Here is a 20,669-nt window from a genome sequence, read left to right on the forward strand (position 1 = left end):
ACTTCAATATTTTTTGTAAAATGTTTTTTTATTCTTCGATGCAGCGTTAATGCTTTTTTAATTATTTCATTTTCCATTCCTAATATCGGAAAAATATATTCCTCCTCTATCTCAAAATAAGGTGCCAATTCATTACTGTAATACCAATCGGCATAATTTTTAATTCTTTCATGGCAATTTTCTGTTCTAATTTCTTCTTGAATTGTACAATACAATTATCAATCACTGACGACGGTCTTCTTTTGTGTCCAATAATATTCCTTTATCAGTTGATTAGCTGCAGCAAAAAAACTTAAAACTTAAATCAATATTGGATATTAGATGCTGCTTTTCATTACTCTTGTTTCATTTTACACCAAAAACATATTTTTTTTGCTGATATATTAAAAATTGTATTTCCCTCAAAAGTAAATTTTCATATTCAAGCTTCTCTTTTTGCAAATCTTGAATATTTCATAAAAAAACAATGTTGTTTATCCAGAACCAAGACAGTTAAGTAGTTTAAAAACAAATACTTATGATTAACAATAAACTTTTATCAATAAAATACTATTTCTGTGATCTTCAACATAATAGTATTTTTAGGTCATTTTATAAATACAAAAATGTTATAATTAATTACTTTTTTTTCATCAAATCATGTTGCAAATTATAATTTGCAACAACTTTAGTGAGTCGTAATTACAAAATACGCTGTAAATTTTTGTTAAATTTGATAAATGAGACATCATAAAAGAAAAACTCAACTCTCATAATTTCAAAAGTACATTTCAATATCACTGCCTTACAGTTCTAAAACTAACTATAGTTACGCTTTCGATTTTTTCAAATTTATTAACAAATTTTATCATTATGAAACAAAGTAGACTTAAGAATGGATTAAAAAACGCGCTTCTTTTGGTTGTATTACTATCCTTTAGCGGAATCGAAGTGAAGGCCCAGAACAATAAAAAACCAAATATTCTTGTTATTTGGGGAGATGATATTGGTATAAGCAATGTTAGTGCTTACAGCGATGGACTAATGGGGTACACAACCCCTAACATAGACCGAATTGCAAACGAAGGGATCCGATTTCTACAGTATTATGGCGAGCAAAGCTGTACTGCTGGACGAGCAGCTTTTTTAACTGGTCAGCACGGAATTCGCAGCGGCCTAACTAAAGTTGGCTTCCCAGGAGCACCAATGGGAATGAGCCAGTTAGATCCTTCTATTGGAGGCGTTATGAAAGGTTTAGGCTATGCAACAGGACAATTTGGTAAAAATCACGTAGGAGACCGCAACGAGAGTTTACCAACGGTAAATGGTTTTGATGAATTCTTTGGAAATTTATATCACTTAAATGCAGAAGAAGAACCAGAGTTGCCGGATTATCCTAAAGATCCTGAATATGTTAAAAAATATGGACCAAGAGGTGTTTTAAGATGTACGGCAACAAATGTTGACGATCCAAGTATTCCTGATGCCCGTTTTGGGAAAATAGGCAAGCAAAAAATTGAAGACACAGGAGCCCTGACTAAAAAGAGAATGGAAACAGTTGATGATGAAACCTCTGCAGCTGCTATTGATTATATTAAAAGACAAAATGCTGCCGGCAAGCCTTTCTTTGTTTGGTTCAATGCTACTCGCATGCATTTACGCACACACGTAAGAAAAGAACATCGTGGTAAATACACACACGGAGACAGTGAGTACATTGACGGTATGATCGAACATGATCAAATTGTTGGAGATCTTTTAAAAGCATTAGACGATTTAGGAATTGCTGACAATACTATTGTGGTGTATTCAACAGATAACGGGCCACATATGAACACTTGGCCTGATGGGGCTATGACTCCATTCCGCTCGGAGAAAAACACCAACTGGGAAGGTGCTTTCCGCGTGCCATGTGTGGTTAGATGGCCAGGGGTAATCAAACCAGGACAAATAAGCAACGAACTAATGTCTCATAATGACTGGATGCCAACCTTGGCTTCGATAGCAGGCGAGCCGGATTTAGTAAAAAAAGCATTAACAGGGTATAAAGCAAATGGGAATACTTATAAAGTACATTTAGACGGGTTTGATCAGTCGGCATTGTTACGCGGGACCGGAAAGAGTGCAAGAGACAAATTCTTCTATTCTGATGATGATGGCTTGTTAGTGGCTTTACGTGAAGGAGACTATAAATATGTATTTGCTGAGCAACGTCTGCAGGGAACTATGGGATTGTGGGCAGAACCTTTTACGGAATTGCGTTTACAAAAGATCTTTAATTTAATGCAGGATCCTTTTGAAAGAGCTGATATCACTTCAAATACTTACTGGGATTGGAATCTTAACCATGTTGGTGCAGCTTATGGTATGATGAACGATGTTTTTGCATTTGCAGCCACATTCAAAGAATATCCGCCTCGCTCTTTTCCGCCAAGTTTTAATCCTACAACGGTACTAAGACAGACCTTAGATGATATAAAACTAGAAAGAACCCTTCAAAAGAATAATACCACTAAGAAAAAGTAATAAACTGTAAAAAAAACAGGATTTTTTACCATCCTGTTTTTTTTAATTTAATATGTTTTTGATATGTATAAAAAAGTGCTATTTATACCAGTTGTGATTTTTTTGCTTGTTTCATGCAAAGATAAATCAGAAAATAATATTGTTACAGATTCAACCAATGCTAATGTTGCATCAACAAGCGGGGATCCTCTGCCAAGCTGGAATGATGGAACTTTAAAGAAAGACATCATTGCTTATGTTGAAAAAGTAACCAAAGAAGGAAGTCCTAATTTTATTCCGGTCGAAAATAGAATTGCGACATTCGATAATGACGGAACACTTTGGGCTGAAAAACCTTATGTTCAGGAATTATTTGCGTTTTACAGAGTAAAAAAAATGGTACAAGCTAATCCTGCCTTAGCACAAAAACAACCTTTTAAGGCTGTAGTAGAGAAAGATAAAGCTTTTTTTGAAAAAGGCGGTGACAAAGCACTAATAGAATTAGTGGCAGCAACTCATACCGGTATGACTGAAGATGAGTTTGAAACAGATGCTAAAGATTTCTTTGCAAACACCAAATTTCCCGGCAAAAATGTCCCTATAAAACAAATCAGATACCAACCGCAGTTAGAACTTTTAAATTATCTGCGTGCAAATGGTTTCAAAACTTTCATTGTAACAGGTGGAACTGTTGAATTGGTCCGGGCAATATCTGCTGATTTTTACGGAATTCCAAAAGAGCAGGTCGTAGGAACTTCTTTCAAATACAAATTTGATGATGCTAAAAACATGGTGCAAAGAGAACCTGCTTTGGGTCATTTTAATGATAAAGAAGGAAAACCAGTTGGCATTCAATTGCACATTGGCCAACGTCCTGTTTTTGCCTGTGGAAACGAAGGCGGTGCCGGTGATCTTGCCATGCTCAGATATTCGCAAGGAAACAAATACCCTTCTTTTCAATTAATTGTAAATCATAATGATTCGATCAGAGAATACAGTTATCAGGAAAAAGATAACCTGTCATTAAATACTGCAGCAAAATACAAATACCATGTCGTTAGTATTAAAGACGATTGGAAAAAGGTTTTTACAGATAAATAAAAAAATGGTTGTGGTTTGTTATTTTTTTTTAGCAATACAGCTTTTAAATAAAAGCTGTATGCTTTTTTTTACAATTACAAAAATTTAAAAGTATTCAATTATGAAATCTACCATATCAAGTCGCTCGATCCAAATATTATTCAGTATAACTTTTTTTCTTTTGAATTTTACTGTATCTGCTCAAGAAGAAGCACCTAAAACAGGAGCAAATGCTCAGGAAATAGCTGATAAATTAGCAAATCCGGTAGCAAGTCTTATTAGTGTCCCTTTACAAAATAATCTGAATTACGGTATAGGTCCGTATAATGGATCAAAGTATGTTATAAATGTACAGCCGGTAATTCCGTTTAAATTGTCAGAGAATTTAAATTTAATAACACGTTATATTCTCCCAGTGGTAGATCAAAGAGATATAACAGGCGAAAATACACATCAATTTGGTTTAAGTGATGCAACGGTGACAGCTTTTTTTGCTCCTAAAAGTAAAGGGTTAATTTATGGTTTTGGTCCTGCTTTTTTAGTGCCTACTGCAACTGATAAATTTTTAGGGACCGAGAAGTTTGGAGTAGGCCCAAGCGCATTAGTGATGCATCAAGGAAAAGGGCTTTCAGTAGGTTTTATTGCTAATCAAATTTGGTCTGTGGCAGGTGATGAAGACCGTGCTGATTTTAATCAGTTCTACACACAGATATTTGTTTCTCATAGTTATAAGAGTGGTGCCAGTTTAGGGGTTAATGCCGAAATAACTCAAAATTGGGAAGGAAAAACAACAATGATCACCATAAATCCATCTGTGGGCGGGGTGACAAAAGTAGGAAAACAAATGGTTCAATTTGCGATAATGCCTTTGATTCCAGTTGTTGGGCCATCAGAATCTAAACCTGACTGGGGTTTAAGAGCAGTTTTGGCTTTTGTATTTCCTGAATCATAAAAAAGGATTTTTACCAAATTATAAAAATACTTAACAGAAAAACAGCTTACCAATACAATTATAAAAAAACTAACCTTAAATTATTAAAGTTCCTTTTCAAGAAACATTAAAACTTCTGATAACGATATAAATTTAAAGAGCATTTATTTCTATTGAATCTAGGAAAAAAGATTTTGTTCCCTTTATTGCGTTTTTCTATGAATTAAAAACAAATAGAAACAAAAGGATAAAAAGTAAAATGAAAACCGTTTTAAAAGTTATTAAAATAGTGCAACTAATCTGATTGATGATATGACAATAATCAAAATTAATAAAACACTGTTTGTTTTAACTGTATTTACGGTAATATCTAGTATCGAAACAATGGGGCAAAAAATGGTTCAAAATACTGCGGCTTGGATTGGTTATGAAATGTATCTGCCCTTTAAAGAAGATGGCAGATGGGGTTTACTGCTGGAAGGATATTCAAAAGGAAGTGATTTGGTATCAGAGCTGCAGGGGGTCTTTTACAGAGCAGGAGCCAATTATTATCTTAGAAACGGGAACCGGTTAGGCGCGGGTATTGCTTATCAATGGGATCTGCCTTATGACGAACTTTCCTTGCCGTACAATAATCCGGATTATAGAGTATACGAACAATTTATCTGGCGTATAGTCAAAAAAGAGGGAAATAAAGTATGGTCGCAGCGTTTTAGGTTAGAACAGCGCTGGCTTGGAAGAAAAGACGATCCATACAGCCAAAGTGACCATTTTGATTACTATAAGTTCGAAAATACGTTTCGCTACCAGCTCCGGTACCAATATTGGTTCAAACCCCGATGGGCCGCAGTGATTTATGATGAACTTCATATTAGAACCAATGCAGCAAGTAGTGATGAGAATTATTTGGATCAAAACAGGTTGTATTTAGGTGCCGCTTACAGTCTTGATAAACGAAGAGAAATTAGAATGGAATTGGGCTATATGAATCAGGTCTTTTTTAAATCATCAGATACTGAAAATGGTTTAAGCCGAATGAATCATACAATCAGAATTACCCTTACAACAGATTTGCCATTTAAAAGAAAATAAATCTAGAAGTTATGACTGACCAATTCAAATCAATCAATGATAATAAATTTGATCCGGCAGCATCAAAAGCAGCACGTTATGATAAAGGTGCCGCGATCAGAAAAGTTACGCCTCGTTCCCAGCAGCAGCATTGGGTTCCAACCGAAAATCGTCAAGATCCAGTAGAAGTGCTGATTAAAACCAGTATTGGCAGAATCGAGAGTTTGCTGCCTATTCGATATTCACGCATGATAGAATCGCCATTTGCATTTTTTAGAGGAGCTGCTGCAATAATGGCCTCTGATTTAGCACAAACACCTAATACAGGAATTGATCTTCAGCTTTGCGGTGATTGTCATTTAATGAATTTTGGAGGATTTGCAACTCCAGAGCGTAAATTGGTTTTTGACATTAATGATTTTGACGAAACGTTTCCAGGACCTTGGGAATGGGATATAAAAAGACTTGCGACAAGTTTTGTTATCGCCGGAAGATCAAAAAAATTTTCCAATAAAACCTGTCAGGAATCCGCCTGGCTTGCAGCGGACAGCTATAAAAGGCACATGATAGAATATAGCAAACTATCTGCTCTTCAAATTTGGTACGCCGATATAGATTTAGCCCAATTGATTGAAAAAGGGCATGACCAAGATATCAAATCTTTTCAGCAGAAACAAATAAAAAAAGCAGCAGAACATACAGCCCATGAAAAAGAGTTTGCAAAAATGACACAACTTGAAGGCTCTCGAGCCCGTATAAAAGATAATCCTCCTTTAATTTTTCATCCAATAGATCATGAGGGAATACAAATTTTAAAAGAAGCAGAAACCATACATAGACGTTACCTTGAAACATTGTCTGATGAAAAAAAAGTACTACTAAGCAGGTACACTTTGCATGATCTGGCAATAAAAGTAGTTGGAATTGGAAGTGTTGGTACCCGCTGCGGCATCAGTTTATTAATGTCAGCCACAGGAGAGCCCATTTTTTTGCAATTTAAAGAAGCCAGGCAAAGTGTATTAGAATCGAACTTAAAAAGTAAAGGAAAGTACAGTCATCAGGGCGAACGTATTGTAAAAGGTCAGAAACTGATGCAGACTGCATCAGATATATTTTTAGGATGGACAAATGATGATAATGGCAAGTTTGTCTATATACGACAGCTGAGGGATACCAAAATAAAACCAGTTCTTGAAATTATGAAACCAAAAAATCTTAAAGATTATGCAAAGGCATGCGGCTGGGCCCTTGCAAGAGCCCATGCTCGTACGGGAGACCCTTCAGTATTATCAGGTTACATGGGAAAAAGTAATGAGTTTGCTAATGCTATTGCAAAATTTTCAATTTCATATGCAGACCAAAACCAATCAGATTATAGTAAAATGCTAGAAGCTGTAAAAGAGGGAAAACTGCCTATTTCTACGGAAATCTAGGCATATAGTAATTAATAAAATAGAATATATGAGTAAAAAGTTTTTGTTTTTGATAGGTCTTGTGATTATGTCAATCACATCAAAAGGCCAGACGCAGCGTATTGATTCTTCTGCAGTTTATCTTTTACACCGAGCTGCCGAAACCTTGCAGGATATAAAGTCCTGCAGTTTCACAGCTGTTACAACTTATGATGTGCCCAACGAAAGCTTGGGACTTGTAAAACACAGCACAACGGACAAAGTTATTATGACGTTTCCTGATAAAATGAAGATTTCTTCCGTTGGTGATAAAGGAACCCGTGCTTTATGGTACAATGGTAAAAAACTAAATTATTATTCATTTGATAATAATACTTACGGTTTTACCACCGCTCCCGGTTCAATAATTGAAACCATTGATGAAGTAAGTAAAAAATTTGGCATCGAATTTCCCGGGGCAGATTTTTTCTACCCTGCTTTTTTACAAGATCTGCTCTCAGAACAAGGAAATTTAATTTTTCTGGGAAAAACAATAGTCGATGGCCGTGAGTGTTTTCATATTATCGGAAATGATAAAACAAAAAGCTATCAATTCTGGGTAGGTAATGACGACCTGCACCTGCCTGTAAAATTGGTCATTATTTATACTTCTGATAAAGACAAACCTCAATATGAAGCTCTTTATAAAGATTGGGCCGTTAATCTGGATTATCCAGATTCTATGTTTGAATTCATAACACCTCCAAAAGCTACTAAAGTAAGACTTGCACCTCGAGAAACCACTAAATAATCCTATAAACGATATAGTTATGAAGTCATATCCATCTAAAAATAAAATCAGCATCATAATTACGGCTTTTTTTGCTCTGTTACTTATGATTCCAGAAGAAGCAGCAGCACAGCGTTTTGGTCATTTTACCCCCGTAAGACCAATGCCCAGACCAGCACCGATGCCTCGTCCGATGCCCAGACCAATACCGCCTGGACCAAGACCGGTTCCGCCTCGTCCATTACCGCCGCCGCCGCATCCGTACCCGCACCCATATCCAAGACCATTACCGCCACCGTTTCACCCTTATCCAGTTCCATATCCCTATATCTACCATCCTTTTGTGCCTTACTATTGGGGACCAACATGGTACCCGATAGGTTTTTTTATGGCAACATTAACAACAGCTGCCATTGTAATTACGGTTGAAAATAATCAATACCATTATGATGATGGAGTGTATTACCAAAAAGAATCTAGTGGGTACAAAGTAGTGCCAGCACCATTGGGGGCAACGATCTCAGAACTGCCAAAAGGTTATGTTACCATTAATGTTTCCGGGACAGCCTATTACTACTATGGAGGGGCTTACTATGCAAAAGCATCCAATAAATACAAAGTAGTAAATGCGCCAGTTGGAGCCATTGTTATGCATCTGCCTGAGGGAGCTGAAGAAAAAACTATAGACGGCCAAAAATACATGATTTATAATAATGTTTATTACCAGCCTATTTCTAAAGACGGCCAGGACAGCTATGTTGTTGTTCAGGGAAAATAAGAAACTGGAAATTTAATATTTTATCATATTATGAAAAAGATTAGCAGACATAAATCAGGAATCAGAAATCTTTTACCAAAAAAAATCATACTGTTTTTTTAACACAATTACAAAAACCAACTAGTCAGCGGCTTATAAAAGAAAAAGCATCCAATTTACAGAGCCATGCATACATTGTAATTGTTTAAGCTGAATTTTAACCTTCAAGTTAAACTAGTTCAATCATTAATTTAAAATAACCATAAGATGAACATCAAAATAAATCTTCGAATAATCCAAGCATTGATGCTTGGATTGTTTTACAGCTGTTCTCCAACTGTAAATGTTACAACTGATTACGACCATGCAGTAAACTTCAAAGAGTATAAGACTTTTTCTCTTTATGATTTAAAAGCGCAGCAGGGACAGATAAACCAGTTAAATGCAGATCGAATTACAAAAGCGATACGCAGTGAAATGATAAGCAAAGGTTTCATTGAAACAGCCTCTAATCCAGATCTAAAAGTAAACGCAGTAACAATTTTAAAAAATAAAACCCAGGTTACGGCTAACTCTGATTTTTATGGCTATGGAGGAATGTACCGCCCTTATGGATACTGGGGCGGCGGTGCAATGATGGGTGGTGCCACTACATCCTTTAATACCTATGATTATGTTGACGGCTCTCTAATAATTGATATTGTATCTACAAAAACTCAAAAATTATTATGGCAGGGAATCGGAAATTCCCAGATTGACAGCAGACCTGATAACCCTGAAGAATTTATCGCTGATTCGATCAAAAAAATTCTTGCAGGATTTCCGCCCGGCGGCACCAAAAAATAATATGTGCATTAATTTAAAAAGTATTATGCTGATTTGGAACCAAAGGCATAATACTTAAAAATACAACCAAAATTTGATAGTCTGTAATTTTATATAAGACGACAAATCCAAAAAAAGATTCAAACCTATGAAAGACACCATACTTTTACTTTCCTTCTTTATAGCTGCAATAGCTGGTCTGGCACTATCTTTTGTAATTCTGCTTTCGAAAAAAAAATATGAAGCAAGCTTTTTCTTAGGTCTTTTTCTCTTGAGTCTTTCTTTTGTAAGCATATATAATTTTCATTTAGCCTCTGCTACAATCAAAGAGTTTTCAGATATTTTAATTATTGCCAGATCATTTATTTTTCTTGCGGCTCCATGTGCCTTCCTTTACATACGATCTGTATTGTCTGCAAACCTGAAATATAAAAAGTATGACTGGCTGCATTTTCTGCCATTTATCCTTTACTTTTCTCTAAGTACAATGATGTGGCTTGATAGTTTCTTCTCTCTTAACATTTTACGGCCTTTGCCTTTTAGGTTTTATAATCCGTTATCTTTTCTGAGCTTGACAATGTGGCTTCTTTACGCACTTCTACAGACTGTTATGATTCTAAATTATGACTGGCAAAAATTTACAGAAAAAGAAATTAACAAAATAAAGGCTCTGACATGGATCAGGGTATATAATCTGATAACGCTCTTTTTATTTTCTACCCTGTTTGTGCTTTATTTTCTAAATACCCACGATAATATAAGTTTCTCATCGTACTGCTTAATTTCTTTAGCTTTGCTTTTTACATGCACCTGGCTGTACTTTCAGCCTCAGGTATTCTATGATACAGGCTTACATCTAAACACTAATGAATTCTATCTGATTGATGATGATCAAAAAGTTTTAGAAACAGAATTCAAAACAAAAAACACACCGTTTATAAGGGAATCAAATTTTGAGTCAGAAAAAAAATACCTGTATCTCGCTCGTCTTGAAAATATTTTTAGCAAAAAGAAAAGATTTCTACGAAAAGATCTAACTATTAGGGATGTAGCATCTGAAATTGGCCTATCAGTAAACCAGCTTTCCAATCTGATCAATTCAGAACTTAATGCCAGCTTTCATGACTATGTAAACCTTAAAAGAATAGAATACTTTAAGGAAAAAATTAATAGTTCCAAATGGGAAGGTTTATCATTAGAAGGTATGGCCTGGGCATCTGGTTTTAAATCCAGGACAACCTGCTTTAGGGCATTTATAAAACATACGGGGAAATCTCCTTCAGAATATTTCAAACTAATCAGAGTCAAACCACAAAAAAGAAATCCTAATTACAATTATAGCAAATAAAGGAAATTTAAAATTTTGAACTTCTTAATTTTTAAAACTATGATTATGCAAACAAAGTCAAAATGCCATATACGAACCATAAAATTAATCACTTTACTGCTGATGCTATCAGGTTTTTTAAGCCGGGCACAGCTCAAAGGAGGGCATATATTGGGGGCAATGGGACTGCAGTCCGGGACCCAGACACCTGAAAATACTTTAAGCGTATATATTCCCGGATATTTTTACACGGCATCCTCTCTTCGCAATGCCTCGGGCGAAAAGACAGCTGTCAATCCTGATTTAACTATGAGCATTACAGGTGCTGGAGCATCATATGTCAGCAGTTTTAAGATTCTCGGAGCCAATTACGGCGCCACTGTCCTTCTGGCTTTTGCTGGAAATACAATTCAGGGAAATAATGTTGACTCCAGAAATTCCCTGGCTTTCACCGATACATATATTCAACCCCTGCAGCTTGGGTGGCATACTAAAAGAGCCGATTTTGTTTTTAGCTACCAAATGTATCTGCCAACAGGAAAATTTACTGCAGGAGCATCAGACAACAGTGGACTGGGCATGTTTATGAATGAATTTTCAGCGGGGACAACCTTCTTTTTTAACGAAAAAAAAACATTTCATTTTTCAGCTTTGGCGTCATATGAAATAAATGGGAAGAAGAAAGATACGGATATCAAAACCGGAGATATTTTAAGTATTGAAGGAGGACTGGGCAAAACATTCTATTTTATGAATTCTGAAAAATCAGCTCCAAAAGGGCTGCTGAATGCGGGATTAATTTATTATCTGCAATATAAGGTCACAAGTGATGAAATTCCTCTGCCTTTAATTGGCGTTGTAGAGGGTAAAAATGACAGCATCGGCGGAATTGGAGCCGAGGTAAACTACTTTCATATAGGATGCAGCACCTCGGCCGGGCTTCGCTGGATTACGGAAGCAGATGCTATAAACAGATTTCAGGGAAACACTTTTTTTCTTACTCTTGCCCACGTTTTTAAATTTGAAAAAAAATAAAGAAAAGATCACCCTGAAGTAGTTTTATTGGGAATAATGCAATTGGAAATAAATCTTAAATTATAAAAAATGGAAAATTATTGTTCACATTATAATGATGCTGGCAGAAAATTTATTACTAAATTATTTTTAATCTGCGTATTGTTTTTATTTTCGATTCATACTGTAAGAAGTCAAAAACATCATACTGTTTTTAAAGATTCCCTTGACGGCGCCTTTGATGTTAGTGATTTTTTAATATACGCTCATGGTTTTATAGTGATCCCTACCCTTATTACCGAACCTGCTTTAGGCGGTATTGGCGGAGCCATTGTACCTGTTTTTCTTAAAAAACACGACCCAATTATTGACCAAAACGGAAAAAAAAGGTTTATCGATCCTGATATTACTGGAGCAGCCGCTCTATATACTGGAAATAAAAGCTGGGCCGCAGGAGCATTTCGCGCCGGAAGTTTTATAAAATCTAAAATAATGTATCGTGTTGGAGCTGGTTATGGTGATGTCAATATGTCTTTTTATGAAAATTTACCTACTGGTGAGGATGCAAAAATTGATCTTAATTTTCAATCATTTGTGTTCTACTCCCGAGTCATGAAGCAGTTTCGAAATGCAAAATGGAGTGCTGGGGTTCAGTATTTATTATTAGATTCTAAAATTAATTTTCCGGATTTAAACAATCTCCCTGCCTTTGCAAAGCTTAAAGATATAAAAAGTGTCGTGAGCCAGTTAGGAGGTGCAATTCAGTTTGACGAGCGTGACAATATATTTACACCAAATAAAGGAGTAAGACTGCAGGCTGATTTTTTCTGGTCTGATAATTTACTGGGAAGTGATTACGAGGCATGGAGGGTAAATTTATCAGCAATTGGTTATCAGCCCTTAACTAAAAAATTAATTGGGGGGCTCAGACTCGAGGGAGAGCAGGCATTTGGAAGTCCCCCTTTTTACCTTCGACCAGGAATAAATTTAAGAGGAGTTCCCGCGGCCAGATATCAGGGAAAAACCAGCATTATTGCTGAAGGGGAATTAAGATGGGATTTATACCGACGCTGGAGTCTTATGGGATACGGCGGTGTTGCAAGCGCATTTGATGATTGGGACAAAGCATTTGCCAAACCTGTTGTTTACAGCTATGGTACCGGATTCAGATACCTTATAGCCCGAAAATTTAAACTCCGAATGGGTGTTGATGTAGCAAAAGGTCCTGAAGACTGGGCATACTATGTCGTTTTTGGCAGTAATTGGCTTCGATAATTTTATTTCCCCTGAAATAAATTAACTCGTAAAAAATCTAATTATGCAAAAATTCCTTCTTTTATTCTTATCTTTTTTATGTTACTCAGTACTATGGAGCCAGAAAAAAACAGTGGACACTACAGCGCTACAAAGTCCTCATACCAAAAGCATAGATTTCAATATAATGCCTTATTTAAATTATAACAGGACTCTTGATTTTATGTTTGGAGCTATTCCAATGATGATGTACAAAATCGACAAAACAGATACAATATCTCCAAAATCTTTATCCGGATTAACGGCCGTATATACTACCAATAAATCGTATTTTATAGCACTGTTTAACAAATTTTATTTTAAAGAAGATCAATGGCGGCTGCAATTATTTTTCGCAGCCGGTAATCAAAATGAACAATTTTACGAGGACGATATCGATATACCAGCTTTTTACAATTATCAAAGTAAGAGAATCATGGCAGGGGGAACCCTTCAATACAAAATAGTCAAAGCCTTTTATGGCGGTATTGGCTATTCATATGCCCATTATGACACTGCATATCAAGACAATGTAGAACCATCTTCAATCACACATACAAATGGTTTACAGATAATTGCTATGTACGATACAAGAGATGCAATTTATTATCCTACAAAAGGCACTAAAACTAAATTAAGATGGATAAGTTATCCAACATGGATTGGAAATGAGGTTAGTGCAAACAAAATTCTTACAGAGTATAATAAATATTTTCCAATGCGAAAAGCTGCTGATGTGCTGGTTGCTCGTTTTTCTGGTAAATTTGGATTAGGGAATATCTCTTTTGACCAGCAGATAACTATTGGCAATGAAGATATAAGAGGGTATTCCCAAGGAAAATACCGAGGTGACGGACTTATTGACATACAGGGTGAATACAGGTACAATTTTGGCAAAAAAATGGGGCTTGTTGGATTTGCCGGTGTTGCCACGATTTACGGATCTGATACTGAAAGTTTCAATTGGGGGCTCTACCCAGGAGCAGGCATTGGTTATCGATATCGGGCTTTTAAGCATGAAAAATTTAATGTAGGGCTCGATGCAGCAGTAGGAAAAGGTGATTGGGGGCTATATTTTAGAATTGGAGAAGCTTTTTAATGATTTTACAACGATGACCTGAGGCATTACTATTTTCCAAGTCCTCAAATTTTCCAGTTGCAACAAAATATATTTAGGTCTTTTTAAAATCAAATATAAAAGAGAATTTATTTGATAATATAGATTATCTACAGCCTATTTTAAGATGCAAAAAACTAAATAAACCGAATTTAGGTCTGCGCAATGATGCATTGAATTGTTGAGTAAAAAAAAACAGTGGTCACATTTTGGGAATTTACGAGATTATATCATTACGATTAATAAATTTTTCAGGTTATTAAAGCCCATTCAAAGTAATGCTTATCTTGGCATCTTATGATTTGATTGGACTTCTGATTGAATCAGAAAAATTATAAGCATATAGGCACTAAGTATGCCTCTTTATTTAAAAGACAACGCTGGAGCATCATTTTCGAAGGATGTAAAATTAAATTCAAAAATCTATAATTTCCTCTCTTAGATATCCTGCTAGTAAAAACATTTATTGCTTTAAGCACTCAAAAAAAGCTTTATTTGAGATCATTGAAGACATTTTTATCCTTCAAATATGCAAATAAGCTGAATTATTAATTTATTGAGTATGTTTTAAAAAATCTCCGTCAATAATAAGAAGTTTTACATGGTTTTCCGCACCTGTAATGGAACGATGTGAGCTAAGTTCATCTGACACGACATATGTTTCTCCTTTGATTAATTTAATTTTTTCACCAGTACTCAATTCGCTGACAAATTCACCTTCTAAACAATGAACAATATGGCCTTTTTGACACCAATGATCTGCTAAATATCCCTTTGAGTATTCTACCAATCGTATTCTCAATCCTGAAAATTGAATTGTCTGCCAATATGCTGTCCCTGTTTCTCCCTTGTATTGATCCTTTTTAACTAAAGTCCAATCTATTGCCTGAAATGGTATATTGCTCATTCTTGATTATTTGTTAACTTTTATTAATGCCTTTCAAATTTGTAGTTAAAGCTAAAGATCTGCAGCTATTTAAAAAACTGAATTATAAAATAATAGTAATACTTCATCCATAAATTAATTTTTAAACCACTGCATAAAATTTGGTTTAAAACAGCAGCTTAAAACTTTGTCTTAATAAGATCTTAGAGATAATTCCTTTAATAATTTTTCAGATTAAAGTGTAAATATTCTTTCAAACTTTATTACAGAAATTCCGGTGGGCAGGACCTTAGGGGCCTTAATGAGCTTCTCCGCAAGAAGAGATGCCGGTAAGGGCCTAAACTCCTTAAGCATTCCAACAGCATTAAAGACTCGCACAGTATTAATCATAATCTTTTCGCTCATTCCTCCAGTTTCATCTCTTACCAACAATCCTGGTTTGAAAATGATGCACTGCTCGAAATAAAACTCCGAAATCATTTCTTCTAAGATTCCTTTCATCTTTAAATAGAGTATCCAGCTGTCAGAAGATGCATTAAGAGAGGATTCTAAGATGAAAGAGCTTACCCCATTTTTCCAAGCCAGCATAATGAAGCCCGTTAAGTCTATAAGGTCTGATTTCCAAGGGTTCTCTCTTTTTTTTAAAGCCGTTTCAAAACAGAAAAAAAGTATATCTCCTACAACGTATTTCTTATACGAATTAATTTCGGAGAAGTCGACAATATATTCCTTGAATTTAGCATGCTTCTTCCCTGTCGGTTTATTTACAAAAGCAACAACAGAAGTATAATCAACATCTAGTAAAAGCTTATCAACTAGTAACCTACCAGTTAAGCCAGCAGCTCCAATGACCAATGCCTTCATAATATATTTTTATAAAATAATAAGTTTATAACACCTTTATTCAACATTTTAGAGAGTTAAAATAAATCCATTTTACCTCTCTACTATTTTATTTCTTTCCTTTTTATTGTAAGAATATTTGTGTATTTTTATAAATCATTTTTAATTTCATTACAGATATGGAAAGTTTTATTATTAACAAAACATCTAGTGGAGAATTTCAGTTCATTTTAAAAAATGAAAAAAATCACATATTAATGACCAGTGGAAGCTATTTAACAGAATTAAATTGCAAAAAAGGAATTGAACGATTCAAAATTTATGCTCAGCACCATAATAAATTTTATAAAAGGACTAGCTCTAATTGGCAGTTCTATTTTTATCTCAAGGCTGCCAATGGACATATCATAAGTATCAGTAAACCGCACGATAGCGTTTTGTCAAGAGATCAGGCCATTGATTGGGTAAAAAAATTCTGCTCAAAGCAGTCCTAAGAAATATAACTTTTAAAGCAATCTAAATTTTTATGGCAGCGATGCTGTTAGATAAAAATTCCTATAAAAAAATGAACGATTTTCCTCTTATTTCTTAGCAAAACAATAACAATTTCATATAAGAAATCTATATCCCGTAAAAATCACAGATAAACACAGATCTTTCTTAAATATCTTAAAATCTCACTTCATATTAATCTTTTATATAAAGTGAAGATAATCAAAAACACTAAAATAAACTAAGAAAATTTTTACTTTATTTTAAGATAAAAAGTCACTAAGTTACTGAGCATAAATAAATACATTTTTTCAAAACTAATAAGGCTTATTACAGATACAGAAAAATAATGAAATAAATGACAAGCATAAAACTAAAAAAACAAACTTTTTCAATGTTGTGCAATTGATTCTTTTTATTCATTTAAAACAAACAAAGTAAAATACTTATACAGTTGAAAATGATATAACAAAATGCAAAAATACATACCATAACTGTATTATTCAACAACAATGCTTTTTTAAACTAGATGACATAGGATGGATTCTTTTCTCAAAACCTTCTAATTAATAGTTATTACTGATAAATCAAGCTTAAATAGTAGTTAATTATCACTGACGCCAAATCTAAAAATATAAAAAACGCAAAAAAATCCTATTTCTTTTTTTAATCCATTTATGAATTATAAATATTGGGGTTATTATCATTTATAGAAATTATGATTAGGCAGATCAAGTTATTCCGATTACAGTATTTCCAATAATTTTAGAATATGGTTAAAGATGAAAAATAAAAACAGCCAAAATAAAATCTAAATTTCTATTTCATTCCCCATTAATGGAACATTACTTTTAAAATGATATTGATTCTGAATTTTAATTCGTAGTTCATCAGCCGGCAGGTTTTCACCATGAACTAAAAAAATGCATTTAGGAGTATTTTTTAATGCAGAGAGCCAGTTTAAAAGATCTTTTTGGTCTCCATGTGCAGATAGCCCTTCAATTTGAAATATCTTAGCTCTTACATTGTAGTAATTCCCATATATTTTAATTTCGTCAGCGCCTTCAAGGAGCCTTCTTCCACGGGTACCCTCTGCTTGATAGCCTACAAAGATCACAGTAGTTTCATCAAATCCTATATAATGTTCAAAATACGATAATACGCGTCCTCCGGTCACCATTCCGCTTGCGGCAATGATAACCTTAGGCTGAGGATTTGCAATAATACGCATGGTTTCTTCAAACTCAGAGACAATGGTGAACATTTTGGACATTTCACGACAATTATTATCTGAAAGTTTATGCCATTGCAGGTTTTCTAAAAATACACGCAGTGCATTAGCACCCATTGGAGTATCCAATATATAGGGGATATTAGGAATCCTGCCTTCAGTTTTGAGCTGCCATAATAGGAACATTACAGATTGTGCCCTCTCGACGGCAAAACCAGGAATGATTACAGTTCCGTTCTCTTCTATGGCATTATTGATTAATGTTTCCAGTACTTTTTTTACATCCAAATCAGGATGCAGCTTATTTCCATAAGTACTTTCTAAAAAAACATAATCAGCCAGTATCGGCTTTGTTGGGGGAAACATTAGCACATCATCATCACGTCCTATATCTCCTGAAAATACTAAAGTTTTGCCTTCGAGAATTAATGTGATGCTGCAGGCGCCAATGATATGCCCGGCATTTTCAAAAAAAGCAGTAATATCATCTGCAACTATTACTGGTGTATTTGGCTGTACGACCTTAAAAAAAGAAGTAACAGTTTGGGCTTCTTGAATTGTGTAGAGAGGTTCGGCCCTTTTATGCTTAGAATACTGCTCTTTGTTGGCTCTATTGGCTTCTTCTTCCTGAATTTTGGCACTATCCAAAAGAACAAGCTTTGCTATTGATCTGGTTGGGCTGGTACAATATATTTTGCCTGTAAATCCTTGGGCCATAAGCCGAGGAAGCCACCCGCAATGATCAAGATGACCGTGCGTAAGCAGTACACAATCTATCGTAGAGGGCAAAATGGGCAATGGATCCCAATTGAGCTCTCTGAGTGATTTTAGACCTTGAAAAAGACCACAATCAATCAATATTCTTTTTCCATTAGTTTCTATCAGAGTTTTTGAACCTGTAACAGTACCCGCACCTCCTAAAAATTTTATTTTCATTTTAAATAAGTTTACAAATTTGTGAAGCTTCTTGCAGTATATTTTTAATCCTGTTTTTACTAATTCCAATTTTATGAAGACCCTGCGAATCGTCAATAAGATCTTTTACCAATATCTGGTTCAGAATAAGCAATTTTTCTTTTTCAACCGTTGATAATGTTGTGAGACAGGTGATAGGGTAAAGAACTCCTTTGTTTATTTTATTTTTAAGATTATTATCCTGGGGATAATCCCAGCTTAAAAGAGAAATTCCTGTGCAATTGGCAAAATCCTGGGCATCTTTTGTAAAACGATTGTTGGTTACGATAATACAGGAATCAAAAGTTTCATTATTAGAAAATAAAGTGTGTCGTTTCGCTTTAAGATCATTAAAACGAGAAAGAATGTACATAGGAACCTTAACATCCGAAGAACCTTCTTTGCTGCCGTGAAACTTGCATTCAATCATGGTTATAATGTTATTTTTTATAATGGCTATATCTACTTCATGCGATACACATTTTCCTTGCAGCGTTAAGTTTATTTTAGTCTTAAATCCATCTTCAGCATACAATCTGGAAATAAATTTTTCAAAGAAAAAACCCGCAGGTCCCAGCATTTGCAAAGCCAATTTTATATTATAGCGTGCAGCAAATCCATTAGATGTTTTTTTTAAAATTGCAAAAGCTAGTTTGTAGATTTCTTTAGTGGTTATACCATCATACATTTGTTTTTCTATTTCAACTAAAGAATCCCTTATCAAATCAGTACCGGCTCCAGTTTTTTTTAGAGAAAGTTTTAATTTTTCTTTGTCAAAAGGGACTTTGTGTCCTGAGTGCTTTGTTATTTTCATTATAAGCAATATCTTATTTCATTTACTTGAAAAGTAAGCGGTATACCCATCAGTACCGCTCACATTTATACTTCTCATAATATTTAATTATAGCTTTCCTTTCCATTAGTTTATTATAGTTTGTTAACCTGCAAATAATATTATGCTGTTGATCTTTCACTGAAAAAGACAGCCATATTAAATTATTAAGAAAATCAAACCAAAAACACCTGTTTTATACTTATAACATATTTAACAAGTGCAAAACCAAACCCATCATTTTAAACACCCAAAAAGCCTTAATAATTAACACCTTAACAAGTTTTATAATATTACCTTGATTCCTGTCCAATAACACCAATTTTTATTCATCACCTAGACATAAAATCCATTATTCAAACCAAGATACTACTAGATAATGAAAACTTTACCTCACCCTCAGCAACTTGGAAATCATAAAAATAACGAAATATTTAATTTTGAAATATATTCCTACAAAAATATGATTTTATTAGACAGTAAGTTGTTTCAAAAAGCTAAACATTGTTTCAAATTATAATTTGCAACCAATTTTTTAATATTCAAAACTACAATAAAAGAGAGCAGGAATAAATTAAATTCCTACATTCTACACATCAATAGTACTTATAAACTATAGAATAATATACTAAAAAAATATAATTCTTACTTTTTTTTTAAACAATTACCATAAAATAAATATCTTATCTTTATAAAAACGTTATAGAATTCTTCTCGGTACCTACCTATCCTTATTAATCTTTTAAAACACATCCCGCTTTATTTTTATCTTGAATTTCGGACACCATCATAAGTCTCAAGCCACTAGCTCAATTTAAAAAAATTAAAAATGAAAAAATTATTACTCGTTTCTGCGTTTATTATTTGTTTTCTTTGCTTTCCTTTCTCCGTACATGCACAAGTAGGTATTGGAACTGAACAGCCGTCAAATTCATCAATGCTTGATATCATATCCGCTGACCGCGGTATTCTGATTCCCCGAGTATCTTTAAGCAGCACTCAAGATTTGACGACAATTACAAATGGAAATATTAATAGTCTACTCGTATTTAATGTACAGACAATAGCCGATGTAACACCAGGATTTTATTATTGGTTTACTAATAAGTGGAATAGATTGGGAGCGGAAAATAATTTTGAGGCACTGACTTCCATTTCTCAGGATGTAAAAGCGGGAACTATTACTTATATTGATGAAAAAGGGACTTCTACAGTTTTGACTATAGGAGGATTAATCGCCCAGCATGAAACGCTAACCTCTGCCGTTTTTACACCGGCTACAGGAATCCTGACTTACACAGATGAGGATGGTGCTGCAACAGATATGGACCTATCGGTTATGATTCCCAAT

At 34.4% G+C, this 20,669-nt stretch carries 17 protein-coding genes and 2 pseudogenes; 14 read left to right on the top strand and 5 right to left on the bottom strand.

Going from position 1 to position 20,669, the window contains the following annotated elements:
* Window positions 1-215: pseudogene (locus RB618_RS23150) on the bottom strand (hemerythrin domain-containing protein); the annotation flags it as partial.
* A gap of 637 nt (window positions 216-852) precedes the next feature.
* Between RB618_RS23150 and RB618_RS23155 the strand changes: the two are divergent.
* From RB618_RS23155 to RB618_RS23210, 12 genes are all read left to right on the top strand, one after another.
* Window positions 853-2,505 carry an arylsulfatase gene (locus tag RB618_RS23155; protein ID WP_308070994.1) on the top strand — a complete coding sequence of 551 codons (1,653 nt, stop codon included), beginning with the start codon at window positions 853-855 and terminating at the stop codon, window positions 2,503-2,505.
* 63 nt (window positions 2,506-2,568) lie between these two features.
* Window positions 2,569-3,585, top strand: a complete 1,017-nt coding sequence (locus tag RB618_RS23160; RefSeq protein WP_308070995.1) for an HAD family hydrolase — start codon at window positions 2,569-2,571, stop codon at window positions 3,583-3,585.
* Window positions 3,586-3,685: 100 nt separating this feature from the next.
* Complete coding sequence (locus RB618_RS23165) at window positions 3,686-4,516, top strand: hypothetical protein (RefSeq protein WP_308070996.1); 831 nt, start codon at window positions 3,686-3,688, stop codon at window positions 4,514-4,516.
* 291 nt (window positions 4,517-4,807) lie between these two features.
* Complete coding sequence (locus RB618_RS23170) at window positions 4,808-5,587, top strand: DUF2490 domain-containing protein (RefSeq protein WP_308070997.1); 780 nt, start codon at window positions 4,808-4,810, stop codon at window positions 5,585-5,587.
* 11 nt (window positions 5,588-5,598) lie between these two features.
* A complete protein-coding gene (locus RB618_RS23175) occupies window positions 5,599-6,999 on the top strand; it encodes a DUF2252 domain-containing protein (RefSeq protein ID WP_308070998.1) in 1,401 nt (466 codons plus the stop codon).
* Between the two features lie 28 nt (window positions 7,000-7,027).
* Window positions 7,028-7,768, top strand: coding sequence for a DUF2092 domain-containing protein (locus RB618_RS23180; RefSeq protein WP_308070999.1), 741 nt, complete (start codon window positions 7,028-7,030; stop codon window positions 7,766-7,768).
* Between the two features lie 19 nt (window positions 7,769-7,787).
* Window positions 7,788-8,525 carry a DUF6515 family protein gene (locus tag RB618_RS23185; RefSeq protein ID WP_308071000.1) on the top strand — a complete coding sequence of 246 codons (738 nt, stop codon included), beginning with the start codon at window positions 7,788-7,790 and terminating at the stop codon, window positions 8,523-8,525.
* 246 nt (window positions 8,526-8,771) lie between these two features.
* A complete protein-coding gene (locus RB618_RS23190; protein WP_308071001.1) occupies window positions 8,772-9,350 on the top strand; it encodes a DUF4136 domain-containing protein in 579 nt (192 codons plus the stop codon).
* Between the two features lie 127 nt (window positions 9,351-9,477).
* Complete coding sequence (locus tag RB618_RS23195) at window positions 9,478-10,677, top strand: helix-turn-helix domain-containing protein (protein ID WP_308071002.1); 1,200 nt, start codon at window positions 9,478-9,480, stop codon at window positions 10,675-10,677.
* Between the two features lie 45 nt (window positions 10,678-10,722).
* Window positions 10,723-11,691 carry a transporter gene (locus RB618_RS23200; RefSeq protein WP_308071003.1) on the top strand — a complete coding sequence of 323 codons (969 nt, stop codon included), beginning with the start codon at window positions 10,723-10,725 and terminating at the stop codon, window positions 11,689-11,691.
* A gap of 69 nt (window positions 11,692-11,760) precedes the next feature.
* A complete protein-coding gene (locus RB618_RS23205) occupies window positions 11,761-12,945 on the top strand; it encodes a BamA/TamA family outer membrane protein (RefSeq protein WP_308071005.1) in 1,185 nt (394 codons plus the stop codon).
* A 43-nt stretch (window positions 12,946-12,988) separates the two neighbouring features.
* Window positions 12,989-14,062: a BamA/TamA family outer membrane protein gene (locus RB618_RS23210; protein ID WP_308071006.1), complete on the top strand. Its 1,074-nt coding sequence runs from the start codon at window positions 12,989-12,991 to the stop codon at window positions 14,060-14,062.
* Window positions 14,063-14,633: 571 nt separating this feature from the next.
* Here RB618_RS23210 and RB618_RS23215 read toward each other — a convergent pair.
* Window positions 14,634-14,987 (bottom strand): DHCW motif cupin fold protein, encoded by a 354-nt coding sequence (locus tag RB618_RS23215; RefSeq protein ID WP_308071007.1) that lies wholly within the window; start codon window positions 14,985-14,987, stop codon window positions 14,634-14,636.
* 213 nt (window positions 14,988-15,200) lie between these two features.
* A complete protein-coding gene (locus RB618_RS23220) occupies window positions 15,201-15,830 on the bottom strand; it encodes a semialdehyde dehydrogenase (RefSeq protein WP_308071008.1) in 630 nt (209 codons plus the stop codon).
* Between the two features lie 236 nt (window positions 15,831-16,066).
* Here RB618_RS23220 and RB618_RS23740 point away from each other — a divergent pair, with 236 nt between their 5' ends.
* A complete protein-coding gene (locus tag RB618_RS23740) occupies window positions 16,067-16,303 on the top strand; it encodes a YegP family protein (protein ID WP_374121166.1) in 237 nt (78 codons plus the stop codon).
* A gap of 809 nt (window positions 16,304-17,112) precedes the next feature.
* On the opposite strand, the gene RB618_RS23225 is transcribed toward RB618_RS23740, so the two are convergent.
* Together RB618_RS23225 and RB618_RS23230 are read right to left on the bottom strand one after the other, a co-directional pair.
* Window positions 17,113-18,468, bottom strand: a complete 1,356-nt coding sequence (locus RB618_RS23225; protein WP_308071009.1) for an MBL fold metallo-hydrolase — start codon at window positions 18,466-18,468, stop codon at window positions 17,113-17,115.
* 1 nt (window position 18,469) lies between these two features.
* Window positions 18,470-19,300 carry a restriction endonuclease gene (locus RB618_RS23230; RefSeq protein WP_308071010.1) on the bottom strand — a complete coding sequence of 277 codons (831 nt, stop codon included), beginning with the start codon at window positions 19,298-19,300 and terminating at the stop codon, window positions 18,470-18,472.
* An 847-nt stretch (window positions 19,301-20,147) separates the two neighbouring features.
* On the opposite strand from RB618_RS23230, the pseudogene RB618_RS23235 reads away from it, so the two are divergent.
* Window positions 20,148-20,669: pseudogene (locus RB618_RS23235) on the top strand (hypothetical protein); the annotation flags it as partial.

This window comes from Flavobacterium sp. LHD-85 (genome assembly GCF_030929595.1).
Lineage (GTDB): Bacteria > Bacteroidota > Bacteroidia > Flavobacteriales > Flavobacteriaceae > Flavobacterium.